The sequence below is a fragment of the Paraflavitalea sp. genome (assembly GCF_059502485.1).
Genome location: NZ_JCACET010000004.1, coordinates 500948 through 516880 on the forward strand (window position 1 = coordinate 500948; position 15933 = coordinate 516880).

11 protein-coding genes are annotated in these 15933 nt (G+C 48.4%); 7 read left to right on the forward strand and 4 right to left on the reverse strand.

What is annotated here, in order from left to right; translation table 11 throughout:
* Positions 1-4 precede the first annotated feature (4 nt).
* Positions 5-1915 carry a SusD/RagB family nutrient-binding outer membrane lipoprotein gene (locus AC5JBY_RS02070; protein WP_495902879.1) on the forward strand — a complete coding sequence of 637 codons (1911 nt, stop codon included), beginning with the start codon at positions 5-7 and terminating at the stop codon, positions 1913-1915.
* 411 nt (positions 1916-2326) lie between these two features.
* Here AC5JBY_RS02070 and AC5JBY_RS02075 read toward each other — a convergent pair whose 3' ends face one another.
* Positions 2327-3463 carry a GntR family transcriptional regulator gene (locus tag AC5JBY_RS02075; RefSeq protein ID WP_495902880.1) on the reverse strand — a complete coding sequence of 379 codons (1137 nt, stop codon included), beginning with the start codon at positions 3461-3463 and terminating at the stop codon, positions 2327-2329.
* Between the two features lie 91 nt (positions 3464-3554).
* Here AC5JBY_RS02075 and rhaT point away from each other — a divergent pair, with 91 nt between their 5' ends.
* The 5 genes from rhaT (at position 3555) to AC5JBY_RS02100 (ending at position 9904) form a co-directional block, all read left to right on the forward strand.
* Positions 3555-4679: an L-rhamnose/proton symporter RhaT gene (gene rhaT, locus AC5JBY_RS02080; RefSeq protein ID WP_495902881.1), complete on the forward strand. Its 1125-nt coding sequence runs from the start codon at positions 3555-3557 to the stop codon at positions 4677-4679.
* Between the two features lie 10 nt (positions 4680-4689).
* Complete coding sequence (locus tag AC5JBY_RS02085) at positions 4690-6807, forward strand: bifunctional aldolase/short-chain dehydrogenase (protein WP_495902882.1); 2118 nt, start codon at positions 4690-4692, stop codon at positions 6805-6807.
* A gap of 111 nt (positions 6808-6918) precedes the next feature.
* Positions 6919-7233, forward strand: a complete 315-nt coding sequence (rhaM, locus tag AC5JBY_RS02090; protein ID WP_495902883.1) for an L-rhamnose mutarotase — start codon at positions 6919-6921, stop codon at positions 7231-7233.
* Between the two features lie 11 nt (positions 7234-7244).
* Positions 7245-8519 carry a sugar isomerase gene (locus AC5JBY_RS02095; RefSeq protein WP_495902884.1) on the forward strand — a complete coding sequence of 425 codons (1275 nt, stop codon included), beginning with the start codon at positions 7245-7247 and terminating at the stop codon, positions 8517-8519.
* Positions 8516-9904 (forward strand): FGGY-family carbohydrate kinase, encoded by a 1389-nt coding sequence (locus AC5JBY_RS02100; protein WP_495902885.1) that lies wholly within the window; start codon positions 8516-8518, stop codon positions 9902-9904. Before AC5JBY_RS02095 ends, AC5JBY_RS02100 begins: the two co-directional genes overlap by 4 nt.
* Here AC5JBY_RS02100 and AC5JBY_RS02105 read toward each other — a convergent pair.
* The 3 genes from AC5JBY_RS02105 to AC5JBY_RS02115 form a co-directional block, all read right to left on the reverse strand.
* Complete coding sequence (locus AC5JBY_RS02105) at positions 9901-10734, reverse strand: alpha/beta hydrolase family protein (RefSeq protein WP_495902886.1); 834 nt, start codon at positions 10732-10734, stop codon at positions 9901-9903. The two genes, AC5JBY_RS02100 and AC5JBY_RS02105, sit on opposite strands and share 4 nt — an antisense overlap.
* An 86-nt stretch (positions 10735-10820) precedes the next feature.
* Complete coding sequence (locus tag AC5JBY_RS02110; protein ID WP_495902887.1) at positions 10821-11570, reverse strand: LytR/AlgR family response regulator transcription factor; 750 nt, start codon at positions 11568-11570, stop codon at positions 10821-10823.
* A 10-nt stretch (positions 11571-11580) separates the two neighbouring features.
* The gene (locus AC5JBY_RS02115; RefSeq protein WP_495902888.1) at positions 11581-14736 is read right to left on the reverse strand and encodes a histidine kinase; all 3156 of its coding nucleotides are present in this window, start codon (positions 14734-14736) and stop codon (positions 11581-11583) included.
* A gap of 364 nt (positions 14737-15100) precedes the next feature.
* On the opposite strand from AC5JBY_RS02115, the gene mddA reads away from it, so the two are divergent.
* Entirely contained in the window at positions 15101-15838 is a 738-nt protein-coding gene (gene mddA / locus AC5JBY_RS02120; RefSeq protein ID WP_495902889.1) for a methanethiol S-methyltransferase, read from the forward strand.
* Positions 15839-15933 lie beyond the last annotated feature (95 nt).

A 15933-nucleotide genomic window follows, 5' to 3' on the forward strand; every position in this document is an offset into this window, starting at 1 on the left:
TACAATGAAACAGCTTAAAATAAAATCAGCACTGCTTCTGTCTGCCATCGTTTCGTTGGCATCCTGTAGCAAGTTTGAAGAAACTAATATTGATCCCAAGAGCGCCAATGCCGACCAGGTACAGGTGGAATATTTTATCAATAATTCCATTACCGGCGCCCAGATGGACCCCCACATTGCAGAACGTGTGTTCGTATTATATTGGAAGACCGCCGGTCGTCAGCACCTCAGCGGCGGCCTGTCTTCCGGTGCGCCAGATGATGGCTGGAGCACGGACTATTTCCGTTACCTCTCCGAGTGGCTCAACCATGCCAACACAGCCATCCAGATCGCTGATGAAAAGATCGCTGCCAATAATGTAAAAGCATATACTGGCAACCTCAAGCAGGTAGCCCGCATCTGGCGCGCCTACCTGATGAGCGAAATGGCCGACAACTTCGGTCCTATTCCCATCAACGGCTTCCAGGGCGTGAATCCGGATTACTCTTCCGTGAAAGACGTTTATTATTTCGTAATCGATGAATTGAAAGATGCACAAGCCAAGCTCGACCTGGCCATCGTGAATCCCGATGCATTGAAAAATACCGATCCGGCTTATGGCTTTAGTTGGGAAAAATGGAGAAGATATGCCAACTCTATGCGCCTCAGGCTGGCTATGCGTATGAGCGAAGTAGACGCAGCCAAAGCAAAAGCAGAGTTTGAAGCAGCTGCCAGCGGTCCGTTGATCACCGGCACAGATCATATTTTCCAGGTACAGGAGACAGCAGGTTGGAGTGCATTGAGTGGAGTGATGAGCCGCGAATGGAACGCTCAGATCCTTTCCACTTCATTGGAAAACATTTACACCGGCCTCGGTGGTGTTAAATCGGCCGATCAGGTACCTGCTTACATGCAGTCGATGATCAAGCCGGCCAACTGGGCAGGTTTAAGAATGACCGATCACTTCTCTACCATGACCAACGATCCCTATGCAGGATTTTGGTTTGATGGATTACCCAATACGATCGATCCCCGTGCTTACAAAGCATTTGCACTGGCCGGAGATTTTAATAACCCTGATTTTGCCAAGTATCCTTCTTACGATCAGAATGCATGGCAAACTACCAAACGCAACCTGTTGAACGCTTCCAACGCGCCCATTAAGGAACTCGATGGAACATTTGCCTGGAACGGCGCTAATGCCGGCGACTGGGGCGTAAAAGGTACTCGCAACCAATGGCGTGGATGGACAGGTGCAGCACCTCGCCTGGCGATGAAATTCAGGAACAGTGTGAATAAACGCATCTTCTTTGCTCCTTGGGAAACCTACTTCCTGATGGCAGAAGCTGCTGTAAGAGGATGGACAGTACCGATGAGTGGTAAAGATGCTTATGAAGCAGGTATCGATGCCAGCTTTACTTACTGGGGTGTTAGTAGCTTTGCTGCAACCTATAAAGCATCTACCGATTTCAACAGACTGGGAACATCTGTTAGCTGGAACCACGTGGCCGAGCCACCTGCCAGCTACGCGATGAATTATGCAGATGGTTACACCAATACACCGGGAACAGTAAACATTCTTTACCCTGTCAACAACCTGTACAAAGGTGGTACAGTGAAGAATGACCTGCTGGCTAAGGTCATTACCCAGAAATATATCGCACAAGTACCTTGGTTACCATTAGAAGGTTGGAGCGACCACCGCAGACTTGGTTTGCCGTTCTTCGAGAATCCAAACATCGAGAACCCATTGCCCAACCTGCCTGATCTCACTGCCGCTACCTATATGACCAGCAACGTGAAGTTCTTCCCGCAAAGATTGGCCTACCCATCTTCGCTGAAAAACACGAATGCTAAAGGTTATAACCAGGCGGTACAAGCCCTCGGTGGCGCCGACAACGTACGCACGCCACTGTGGTGGGCCAAAAAGCCTTAATCAACTTTTTCTCATAAGTGCACGGAGCAGTCACAAGAGTCAACCCGTAAGGGTTGGCTCTTTTTTTATGTATACAACCCACTTTCTTCACTATGCCAATCTCCATTTTTTAGAAAAAATAAGCGTGCTGTAAAATTTATAAAAACTTCACCCTTACAGAGACCTTTCAGAGACATTACAGAGAGTTTATAGAGACCTTATAGAGACTTTAGCCCGCACCTTCCCTATACCTGCCCCTGATACCGCCCCCACCTTGGCTCCTCCACATACCCCCTCCCGGAACCCCTGCAAAGGGTACCCTCAAAGCTTCATAAAGCCATTCCTTATCAATAACTTAAGTGAAAAGAGTAGGGGAAAAGAGGGACTTGGTCCCCTGCCGGAAGGACAAAAGAGATTACAGTAATGAATAAATTACAACGACGCCCTCAGCGTCAAATAGAAAGGTATCGCCACATGCTCCGTACTACGCTCCAGAATCAGTTGCGCAGCCTTCTCACCCATCATCTGGAAGTCGCTGGAAATAGTAGTAATACCATTGAGGATGATCTTCTTTAGTGGCGTTTCATTGTAAGAGATCACACCCACCTGCTTGCCTACCTTAAGCTTGGTAGATAGTATCCGCTCGATCAGCGTAACGAGGTCATTCTCCATCAGGTTGATGTAAGCCTCACCCTCCTGTATAGGCTCGTCTTCAATATTGTGGACCACCTTGTAGTTGAATGCATATTGATTGCAGAAGCGGTAGAAGCCCTTTAAAATTTCCTGCGGGAAGTAAGTATATTCTGGGAAGATGATCTTCAGCGTATCGTATTTGCTCAACTGTTGTAACGCCTGCTCCAGCGCATGATAAATGTCCTTTTCAAAGTTCTCATATACAGCTCCGTATTCACCATTCACACCGGCTACCAGCTTATCGAGCAGGATCAGTTTATTCTTATCGATAATATTGATGATCTCATGCGCATTGTCGCCACCCTCCATAAAGTGGGGGATGATCACATAATGCGTATAGTCGTCCTTCTTGTTTTCCAGCAGCTTTTTGAAGAAGGCAAAGTCGTTGTTATAGATGTAAAAGTCTACGCTGGCCATCTCACCCAGTGCTGCCACAAAAGCATCATACACGATCTTCTTGTGCGGGCTCAGCTTGTTGAACAACAGGAACACTTTCAGCTGGTGGTTCACCTCGGTAGTCTTCACGAAAAAGCCTTTACCGGGAACAGAACCCAGTACCCCGATCTTTTTAAGATGCTTATAACCCTTCTCAGCCGTATCACGGGAGATCTCGAACTCAAAGCTGAGCTCGTTGATCGAAGGGAGAATTTCATCCTTGGCTATCTTACCGTCAGCAATAGCCTTTACAATCGAATTAGCCAGTTGCAGGTACTTCGGGGTAGCAGAATGATAATCGATGTACAGATGTTGGTAAATAGGCGGCTTTTTCATCACAGCGGCATTCGTTAACTCATTAGTAGTCAAACGTACAAAAAATGCAGCATACCTCCCTGCATTATCTCCGGCAACGATTGCAGAAAGGCCCTTTTCCACCATGATAGTACATGATGGCCGACTAACCGAATCCGTCTACTTTTAATCACATTTTACTATACTTGCCAGGCCATATTGAAAAAACTATAATCTCATGGGTTCTATCTTAGGCGTTATATTTCATTTTATAGGAGGATTTGCATCAGGAAGTTTCTATATACCATTCAAAAAAGTAAGAGGCTGGGCCTGGGAAAGCTACTGGATCATTGGCGGCCTTTTCTCCTGGTTGATTGTTCCACCATTAGCTGCATATCTCACCATCCCCGATTTCGGCAGCATCATTAGCTCAACCGATTTTTCAATACTCAAATGGACCTGGATAATGGGCGTCCTGTGGGGTATTGGCGGACTTACCTATGGGCTGGGTGTGCGTTACCTGGGCGTAGCCTTGGGTAGCTCCATTATCCTGGGCTTGTGCTCGGTCTTCGGGGCACTGATCCCATCCATTTATTATGACGTTTATCCCGCAGCGGGCAAGGATACCATTACCGACTTGTTTTCCAATCTCTGGGGACAGATGGTGTTACTGGGACTGCTGATATGCGTGATCGGTATCATCATCTGCGGCAAGGCTGGTTCTATGAAAGACAAAGACCTGGCTGGAACGAATAAAGATGCTGCCAACCAGGAATATAAGATCGGGTTGGGATTGGTGTTGGCGATTATTTCCGGTGTGCTGAGCGCCTGCTTCAGCTTTGGCATTGAAGCCGGCTCACCCATGGCCAATGTGGCCAATGAAGCCTGGAAAACTGCCCATCCCGGCGAAGGAGAGTTCCTCTATCGAAACAATGTCGTTTATGTCGTGTTATTATGGGGAGGGCTCACCACCAACTTTATCTGGTGCATGATCCTCAACGCCCGCAACAAGACATTTAAAGATTATACGAATAGCAAAACACCGCTGGCCAAAAATTACCTGTTTGCGGCAATAGCGGGCACCACCTGGTTCCTTCAGTTCTTTTTCTATGGCATGGGCGAAAGCAAGCTCGGCAATGGCGCCAGCTCCTGGATACTGCACATGGCCTTTATCATCCTGGTGGCCAACGCCTGGGGCCTGGCACTCAACGAATGGAAAGGCGTTACCCGGAAAACGAAGAATACCATCATTACGGGCATCGTGGTAATACTCATCTCCGTATTGGTAGTAGGATATGGCAACCACCTCCATGAATTGGAGAAAAAGAAACAGCAAGAACAAACGGCAATTAATCGAATTTAAATATTAGAAAATGTCTGTTACTACATCAACATTCAAGCATGTCAGTTACCTGTGGAATGAAGCTACAGCGGCCTCCATGGCCGGTGATGAAGTGGCTTTGTTGATCTATCGTTCAAACCTGCTCGGCGCCGACCTCCGGCTTACTAACTACGGCGGCGGCAACACCTCGTGCAAAGTAACGGCCAAAGACCCCCTCACCGGCAAAGAAACAGAAGTGATGTGGATCAAAGGCTCCGGTGGAGATATCGGCACCCTCAAAAAAAGTGGCCTCGCAGCATTGTATGTAGAGAGGCTCCGCAGCCTTACCAATGTATACCGTGGCGTAGAGCATGAAGATGAAATGGTAGAACTGTTCAATCATTGCATATTCGACCTTGCTTCCAAAGCACCCTCTATCGATACACCGTTGCATGGCTTCCTGCCATTCAAACACATCGATCACCTGCATCCCGATGCAGCCATCGCGATTGCCGCTGCAAAAGATGGCAAACGCATTACGCAGGAAATATTCAACGGCACGATTGGTTGGGTAGAATGGCAGCGCCCTGGTTTTGATCTGGGCCTTAAACTCAAAAAGTGCCTTGATGAAAACCCCGGCATTCGTGGCATTATGTTAGGATCACATGGACTCTTTACCTGGGGCGATACAGCTTACGAAAGCTACATCAACACCCTCGAAGTAATTGAGCGTTGTGCTGAGTACATTGAATCGAAAACTAAGAAAGACGCCATCTTCGGTGGTGCTAAAATATCATCCCTCAAGAAAGAAGACAGGCTGAAACAAGCCGCCCTGCTGGCTCCTGTGCTCCGTGGCTTTTGTTCGAGCCACACGCAGATGATCGGACACTTTACAGATGACGACCGCGTACTGCAGTTCATCAACTCTAAAGACCTCGACAGGCTGGCCCCGCTGGGTACCAGCTGCCCCGATCACTTCCTGCGCACCAAGATCAGTCCGCTGGTAGTAGAGCTGGCGCCCGATGCAGACCTCACCAATGCGTCAGCCCTTAAAGAACAACTCGCAGCACCTTTCGAAGCATACCGTAAAATGTATGCAGATTATTATAACGCCTGCAAACACCCCAACAGCCCGGCCATGCGCGATCCCAATCCTGTGGTCATCCTCTATCCCGGCGTTGGTATGTTTACCTTTGCAAAAGATAAGCAGACTGCTCGTGTAGCGGCTGAGTTTTATACAAACGCGATCAATGTGATGCGTGGAGCAGAAGCGATCTCTTCTTACACGTCACTGCCACGTCAGGAAGCATTCAACATTGAATACTGGTTGTTGGAAGAAGCCAAGCTCCAACGTATGCCGAAGCCAAAAGCATTGTCCGGAAGGATTGCGCTGGTAACGGGTAGCGCTGGTGGTATTGGTAAAGCAATCGCACAAAAGTTTGCAGACGAAGGCGCTTGCGTCATCATCAACGACAATGACGCCCAGCGTCTCGAAGGAGCCAAAGAAGACTTCCAGAAGAAATACGGCAAAGACATTTTCGCTACATCTGTACTGGACGTAACCAGTGAGCAGGATATCGAAAAAGCATACACAGCTTCAGCATTGGCCTTTGGTGGTGTCGACATTGTGGTGAATTGTGCCGGTCTCTCTATTTCAAAACCCATCGAAGAGCATACCGAAAAAGATTGGGACCTGCTCTATGATGTATTGGTCAAAGGTCAGTTCTTCGTAACACAGGCTGGTGTCAACATCATGCGCAAGCAAGCCCTGGGTGGTGACATACTCAACATCGTGAGCAAGAACGCGCTGGTATCCGGTCCCAACAATGCGGGTTACGGTTCTGCGAAAGCAGCCCAGATGCACCTGAGCCGCCTAAATGCAGCAGAGTTAGGCAAAGACAATATCCGCGTGAACGTGGTTAACCCCGACGCGGTGATCTCCGATAGTAAAATATGGGAAGGCGCCTGGGCCGAAGGCCGCGCCAAAGCATACGGCATCAAAGTAGAAGAGCTGCCAGCCTTTTATGCAAAGCGCACGCTACTCAATGAGATCATTTTGCCCGAAGATATCGCCAACGCCTGCTTCGCTTTCGTGGGCGGACTGTTGAGCAAATCTACCGGCAACGTCCTCAACGTAGACGGCGGCGTAGCCATGGCATTTGTGAGATAGAAATAAGAGGCAGGAAGTAGGAGGTATGAAGAGCCTGTATTCCCACAGTCGCCAGCCTCTGGCTGGTGACGGGTATTTCAAAGCCTCTGGCTTTGCTTAAAAAGTGTTACTATGACTCGTGTTGCTTTCAAAATGACGCTCTACAAAGGCTTCGAAGAAGAATACCTCAAACGCCACGATGCCCTCTGGCCCGAGTTGGAACAATTGCTGAAGCAAACCGGCATCAGCGAATATTCCATCTTCCTCGACCAAACCACCAACAGCCTCTTTGGTGTCCTCAAAGCAGAAGACCCAAAGGCGCTGGACAACCTGCCGGCACAACCGGTCATGCAAAAGTGGTGGGCCTATATGAAAGACATCATGGAAAGCAACCCCGATAATTCACCGGTCAGCATTCCCTTAAAAGAAGTATTTTACCTACCATAAAACGATTGAATATGCAGTTCGAGCAGCATAAAATTGATAGCCATAACAGCGACCTCGCATCCCAACATAAACGCAAGTATGATTTTGTGGCGGCAGATGTGCCAGATGTTAAATCGTTAATTCAGAAGTTGAAAGATTTCCAGGTAGCCATACCCAGCTGGGCCTTGGGCACTGGTGGCACGCGCTTTGGCCGTTTCTCTGGCGGCGGCGAGCCCGGTAGCCTCGAAGAAAAGATTGAAGATGTGGGATTACTGCACAAGCTCAACCAGTCGGGCGGCGCCATCTCCCTGCACATTCCCTGGGACATTCCTGAGAATGCACAGGCCATCAAAGCGCTGGCTGCTCAGCATGGTCTTCGTTTCGATGCAGTAAACTCCAACACCTTCCAGGATCAGAAAGATCAAAAGCACAGCTATAAGTTTGGCTCTTTGCAGCACGTAGAAAAAGCGGTGCGCAAACAAGCCATCGACCACAATATCGACGTCATCAAACACGGTGTCGAACTGGGCTCCGATTCCATCACCGTATGGTTGTCGGATGGTTCCTGCTTTCCCGGTCAGTTGAATTTCCGCAAAGCATTCCAGCGCACGCTGGAAGGTTTGCAGGAGATCTATGCAGCACTCCCTGCCAATTGGAAGATGTTTGTAGAGTACAAAGCATTCGAACCTAATTTCTATTCCATGACAGTAGGCGATTGGGGCCAGTCATTACTCTATGCTACCAAGCTGGGACCGAAAGCATATACCCTCGTCGATCTGGGGCACCACCTGCCCAATGCAAACATCGAGCAGATTGTAGCTCTCCTCCTGAACGAAGGCAAGCTGGGTGGCTTCCACTTCAACGATTCAAAATACGGCGACGATGACCTCACAGTGGGCAGCATCAATCCTTACCAGTTGTTCCTCATCTTCAACGAGCTGGTAGAAGGTATGGATGCCCGCTCGATGAACCATGCCACCGACCTCGGCTGGATGATCGACGCCTCACACAACGTAAAAGATCCGCTGGAAGACCTGCTGCAATCAGTAGAAGCGATCAAGATTGCCTATGCGCAAGCGTTGCTGGTAGATACAAAAGCATTACAACAGGCGCAGGAAGCCAACGACGTGGCCCGCGCACAGGAAATATTGCAACAGGCCTATCGTACAGATGTACGCCCACTGGTAGCAGAAGCCCGCCTGCAGGCAGGTGGAGCATTACAACCACTGGCATTATACCGTTCCGCCAAAGTACGCGACGGCCTCATCAAAGAGCGTGGACAGAAAACAGTAGCGACCGGATTATGATCCCCATTCCTGTCATAGCAATCTTCGACATCGGTAAAACGAACAAGAAGTTCTTCATCTTCGATGAGGACTACAATATTGTATTGGAACGCTCCACACCCTTTACCGAAACGAAAGACGAAGACGGTGACCCCTGCGAAGACATTGCGGCATTGACCAAGTGGGTAAAGCAGTCTTTACAGGATATCATGTCCATGCGCGAGTTCAGGCTCAAAGCCGTCAACTTCTCCACCTACGGCGCCAGCTTTGTTCACCTCGATGCCGAAGGTAAACCGGTAGCACCATTATACAACTACCTCAAACCCTACCCGGCTGATCTGCAGGAAAATTTTTACCGGCAGTATGGCGGAGAGATCACCTTCTCTATTCATACCGCTTCACCGGCATTGGGCAACCTCAATTCTGGATTACAGTTATACTGGTTGAAACACCGCCGCCCGATCCTATTCGAGAAGATCAAATACTCATTGCACCTTCCCCAATACATGAGCTACCTGCTCACAGGGAAGACGTATTCCGATATCACCAGCATTGGCTGTCATACGGGACTGTGGAATTTCTCACAGAACCATTACCATGAATGGCTGTTCCGCGAAGGTGTGATCGAGAAGCTGGCTCCGATATTCCCTTCCAACCAGTTGATGCCTGCCTCCATTGGTGGCAAGCCTGTATTGAGTGGGGTAGGACTTCACGATAGTTCAGCTGCACTGATTCCTTATCTGTCCAATTTCAGAGAGCCGTTCGTATTGATATCCACAGGTACGTGGTGCATCACCCTCAATCCATTCAATCAATCACGCCTGGTAGCTGAAGAGTTGAAGCAGGATTGCCTTTGCTATATGGAGTTCAGGGCAAAGCCCGTAAAAGCATCACGGCTCTTTGCTGGCTATGAACATGAACAGCAGACAAAAAAACTGGCAGAACATTTCAACGTATTTGCGGACTATTATAAAACAGTAGAGTTCAACCCTGCGTTGATCAGCAAGCTGTCTGCTGCCTCGGCATTGTCAGTTGAGAAAGATCCCACTAAGTTGCTGCAGCAGTCAGCCTTTGGTAAAAGATCACTGGCAGACTTCACTTCCTACGAAGAAGCCTACCACCAGTTGATCATGGACCTGATGGTGCAACAGGTAGCTTCTACCAACCTGGTGATGAGCAAAGAAGTGAAAAAGATATTTGTAGATGGAGGCTTCGGTCGCAATCCTATCTATATGAACTTACTGGCAATGGCCTATCCACAGGTAGAAGTATACGCAGCATCCATTGCCCAGGCTTCAGCCGTAGGCGCCGCCATGGCCGTCCATGCTTATTGGAATAAACAATCCTCACCCATCGAATTGATAGACCTGCAACGTTATACGGTGAACAAGGAGCAGGTAAGCTAACCTATCCACAAACACAACGGCTGCCAGAACCCATTTTTACTACTCTCATTAAAAGGTCCCAGGTGGCCAACCTTCTGCATACCCACCTCGGCAGGATTCACGTGGTGCCAGGTTACCTGTGTAGAGGAGAAATAATTCAGCAACTCCTGTACTGCCCGGCGCGGAGAGCGCCAGTCGTCCGAAAAACTGAAAGCCAGTAAAGGCACTTGTAGTTTGCGGTAACTATTCTCAGGGAATTTATCAAACAATCCATTGTTGCTGTTACACCAATCTATCCATTCAAACATCACACCCTTGGGCAGATTGTCAGATATGCCGGCGCTTTTGCCGGGAAAATAACCTACCAATGCACTGGATATATGAACAACAGTTTTCAGAAAAGCCATACGCAGCCTGTCATGCCAGGGATAGAGTTTTTTACAGGTGAGGGCACTGTTGATCAATACGATCCTGTTGATATATTGGCTGGCGGGAGATAATCCGATGAGCTCACCGCCCACGCCATGACCTATGAAGATGAGCTCCTGTCCGGGAAAGAAATTGCGTGCATAGCGAATCACAGCATCGATATCCTGCACGGCCCATTGGTGCATCCTCGCTTTGAACCCTTTGAGGTTCACAGGCGCAGACAGGCCCACACCCCGGTAATCGAAGGTGATTACCGTGTTCCCATGTGACTGTAAAAAGATGGCCAACTCTTGGTAAAGAGCCTGTGTAGTGAGCACAGAAGGTCCGATTAGAATTACTTTTTTGCTCTCATTTTTTGGTTTATAGACCCTTAGTCCAATGTTGCAGCCGTCTTTGGTTCGTATCGTGCCGTTTTCTTGCATATAGGTTACGAGAATCAATTAACATGAGCCGTGGTCCGAAGGTTTTCCTTATCAACTATTCAACCTGTCAACCTATCAACTAACCTTTACATCAACAAATTCATCAACTCCTCCCGCCGATTCTTGGATACAGGAACTTTCATCTTGTTCTCCATCACCAGGTAGCCACCATCGCCACGTATAAACTCACGCACCTGATTTAAGTTCACGAGATAAGAGTTATGCGCCCGGAAGAAATGATAAGGCGCCAGCATGTCCTCAAAATCCTTCAGGATGCGCGAGATCACCTTCTTACGGTTATCAGTAAGATATACAGTTGTGTAGTTGCTGTTGGCCTCGCAGCAAATGATCACCTGCGGGTCTACGAATTCAATACTCTCTTTGGAGGCCAGTGCTATACGGCCCATCTTGCCTTTTCGTTCAGCTTGAATGTTGGTGAGCAGCGCATCCATCTGCTCTACGGGTATGCGTCGCTGCACTTTGCGCTGGTGTTTTTCAATAGCCTCCTTCAGTTCTTTGTTCTGCACCGGCTTCAGCAGATAGTCGAGCGCGCTGAACTTGACAGCCTGGATGCCGAAGTTGTCGTAAGCAGTGGTAAAGATGATGTCGAAAGGAATGTCCTTGCCCAGCTCCTCCAGCACATCAAAGCCATTAAGCATAGGCATCTCGATGTCGAGGAACAACAAGTCAGGGGCATTTTGCTTTAACCACGCAACCCCTTCGGCGGGCTTTTCAAAAGACGCCACTACCGATACCTCGGGACAATAATTTTCCAGCTTCCACTTCAGCGTCTCTATGCTGTGAAGCTCATCATCGATGATCACCGCTTTTATCATAACAAACTTTTTATAATGGTATTACTAACTCCACCCTCGTCCCTGTCGCACTGCCAGCGTCATCCACAAGGTCCTTGATCGTCACACAAGTATTGATATCATACAACTTGTTGATGATCTCGATCCGGTCCTGTGTGATCTGCATACCCATCGACTTCCGCTTGCCGGCCTGCTTGTGCGATCGCAACGCCTGTGCCTTCGCTCTTCCCACGCCATTATCCTGAATCACACAAAACAGGAAATTGTTCCGCTCTTCGATCAGCAACTCTACCTTCCGTGAAGTGCCGTCATTCTTATGCATCAGCCCATGCCAGATGGCATTCTCGATATATGGTTGCATGAGCATGGGCGGGATCACGATAGCACTGGCATCCGTTTTGGTATCCACTTTTATTTCATACTGAAACTGGTCCCTGAAGCGCAAACCTTCCATCTGCAGGTACAGGTCCAGCGTTTCTATCTCATCCTTCAGTGTCACATAATTCGACCGCGAGTTCTGCAGGATCAACCGCATCAGCCGCGCAAAGCTGTTCAGGTACTCAGACGCCTTCTTCGATTCATTACGGATAATATAACTGTCAATAGAGTTGAGACTGTTGAACAGGAAATGCGGGTTCATCTGCGCCAGCAGCGCACTCATCTCCACGTTAGCCAGCTTCCGCTCATATTGAGACTTCATTTGCTCCTTCTTCCGCACCTGCCTGATGCGATACCGGTACAGCCAATACACGATAGCAGTTGTCAATAAGAGCGCCGCAATACGAAACCACCAGGTCTGCCACCAGGGAGTACCTATGTATACCGATAACTGCAATATTTTCGTATTCCACACCCCTTCGTTATTGGCAGCCTGCAGCTGGAAAATATATTTGCCCGGAGGCACGTTCGTATAATTAGCGGTATTCCTGCCCGACACTTCCTTCCAATCGTCGAAGTTCTGCAACCGGTAACGAAACTTTACTTCGTTGGATAAAGTATAAGCCTGTGCCGAAAACCCTACCGTGAAGAAATTGCGGTCATAAGACAGCTTGATCTTAGTGTCATTAAACAACACAGGAATAGGAATAGGTTGGTTCAATACATGCAGTTCGTTGATATAAGGTATCGGCAGCTCTTCATTACGCTTGAAAGTAGCCGGGTTGGCCAGTACGATATCATTACGACCGCCAAAAACCATCTCACCGGTAGGCAGAAAAGAGAAATGATAAAAGTCGGGCTCCCGTAAGCCATACTGAAAGTTGAACGTAGAGATACTGGTATTGGTAGCGTCGAACCGGACCAGCCGTTTGTGCGTGTGACCCCATACATTGCCTTCGCGGTCAGTAGCCAATGAAGCTACTTTCTCTTCTATTTTTTTGTCAGGCAGCCAGGTCTTCGATACAATGCCATTTTCCGGCGAAGCCAACCGGGCATAACCTACCCATCCTTCATTATTGCAGATCCATATTCGTCCGGCTTTGTCTTCTGCAAAAGAGTTTACATAAGCCAGGCTTGCCGACTTATTCAACGAATAGATAAAATTCACGATTGTATCCTTAGCCGCAATGTAAACACCCAATCCATCGTAGCGGCTAAACCATACGTTGTCGTGACTGTCGATAAACATATTGGCCACCCTTACCGAAGGCACCGAAGTATCATAAGCCCAGATTTGTTTAGTGTAATTGCGCGATTGCCCGGTACGGTAATCCCAGCAGATAAGCCCATCCAGGTCTGCCGCCAACCACAAGCGCCCCCGCTTATCAAGCAGCATCTCGTAGTACCTGTGAAACTGAGTAGGAGGTGGTTTCATGGCGGTTAGTCGCCGCGTCGCAGGCTGAAAGGTGAATAAACCTTCTGTCGCTGAAATAGCCAGCTGACCATCAGGCAGAGGCACCAATCCGCGCACCTCTAATTTTTTATACGGAGCAGGCCCTTCAAAAGATTGCTTTGTCCAGGAGTTGTTCTGCCTGTCGAAAACATACATGCCGTTGGCCTGAATCGGACACACGGTGATCTTGTTGCCGGTTGGGTCACTGACAATATACCGGTTAAAGCCCCACTCGCGACCGTATAAAGATGCGAAAGAATGGCTGGTGAACTGTTGCATAGCCGGGTCGTAACACTGCAGACCATTGATATTGCCATACCATATCCGGTTATGATCGTCGATGCAGTTTACACCATAAAATAAGTTATCAGGAATATAATTCTCCCTTGCCCAGGTCACATCCTTGAGCCGGGTGTCATACACGGCCAGCCCGTCGAGCGCAGTGATCCAAAGCTCATGATCACTTTTACGGTATATACTGGCAATCGGAGTATGCAATAACCTTTCCCAGCGCTTGCCCACCGGCAACTTGCTCATGGTTTGCGTTACAGGATCATAAATATGCATACCGGCCGACCAGCCACCTACATACAGCAGGCCGTCACTGTGGTGGAATATTCGCCGGAAAGCATTTATAGATACCTGGTAGTCCTTATCCTTCTGCGGAAAAACATGCCAGGTCACCTTACCGGTATATTTGTTGATCTCCTGCAGGCCGGCCACGGTGCCCGCCCACACGATGGAGTCGTTTGTCTTGCAAAACTCCACGCTCAATACAGAAGAGTGAGAACCCAGCAGCGGCACAACCGGAGGGTACGAGCCCGGAGCTTCTTCATATTTCTTGAACACGTCCTTCTTCGGGTCATATGACCATACGCCATAAGTGCGGGTACCTATCCAGATCAATCCGGAAGCATCCCGCTTCATGATGTGTACGGCAAAGTTCAGGTCCTTGGCCAGGGTATCGTTCTTACGCGTTTCCCCCAGCTGATAATGCCTGAATTCACCACTGCCTATATCGAGAACAGAGATGCCCATGTTGGTTCCTACCCATATTTCCTTGTCCAGAGGTAAGATCGTGTTGATGATATTATCGTAAAGAGAATAGCGTGGGTCATTGCCCTGGCGATATACTTTAAACTGTTGCCCGTCAAACCGGCCAAGCCCTTCATGCGTACCGACCCACACGAAACCATCCGGTCCCTTTTGGGCTAAATACACATGGTTGCCCGGTAGCCCCTGTTCCTTAGTGATGTAAATCGCTTTGTCGAATTTATATTGAGCCTTAGCCTCATAGTGAAGCCAGCAGCAAACAACTGCCAGAAGCATGGCGGGGATGGAGGACAATATTTTCATGAAAGGCCTTGGGCTAAATCGATACGTGAAATACCACCTTTTTCGGGGTTTTTAGAACATATCCTGATTAAATGGCCTCGTTTCCTGTGTAAATGTCGCTATATATTGAGCCTTCCGTCTCACCTTATCCGGTGATATTCAATAACCACTTTTCTCAAAATACCGACCGTACTACACAGGTGGAAGCCCCTTCTGCTAATGTACGCTTCTCCACGGAGGCAACTTGTTCTAATCTTGCACCACACGACTGAACACGATCTTTTATTCCTTGACGATCCGGATTCCTTTCTTGTATCCCTGCAAACTTCACTATTCGTATCCTTGAGATCCACGGTACAAATTTCTCATTTTGAACAAGTATAACATGAAAAAACTATCTTTTTTGCTGTATGGCCTTCTTTGCTATTTCGCATTCCTTGGCACTATCCTCTATGCCATTGGTTTTGTGGGCAATCTGTTTGTGCCCAAATCTATTGACAGTACTCCCCAAACCTCTTTGCTGAGCGCGGTATTTATCAATGCCTCCCTCTTACTACTGTTTGCATTGCAACACAGTATTATGGCCCGTCCTGCCTTTAAACAATGGTGGACGAAATATGTCCCCCAATCCCTGGAACGCAGCACCTATGTATTGCTGGCCAGTATTTGCCTCATCCTGCTGATGTGGCAATGGCAGCCAATGGGCGGCGTTGTATGGCAAGTCGACAACAGTGCCCTGAAAGCTATCTTGTCCATCACTTACCTCAGCGGCTGGTCGATCGTATTTACCAGCACGTTCCTGATCAATCATTTTGATCTCTTCGGCCTGCGCCAGGTGTGGTTCTATTTTAAAGGAATACCCTACAAACCATTACCGTTCAGGTTACCCCTGTTCTACAAAATGGTGCGCCATCCCCTGTACTTCGGTTTCCTGATAGCATTCTGGACAACCCCGGTAATGACAGTTGCGCACTTATTATTTGCGGTGCTTACCACTGGATACATATTGATCGCCATTCAATTTGAAGAAAGAGACCTCATCGCCCATTTCGGTGAACAATATCGCCGCTACAAAAAATGGGTGCCCATGTTAGTGCCTTTCCTCTGGCGACTGAAGCGTTAGTATAGTGATGAAAAGCGGGAAGTAGTTGGCAGTTGATTAATAGGAGCCAGTCTACAATGACAAGTGGCGAGCAGGATTACCCTGACTCGCCACTC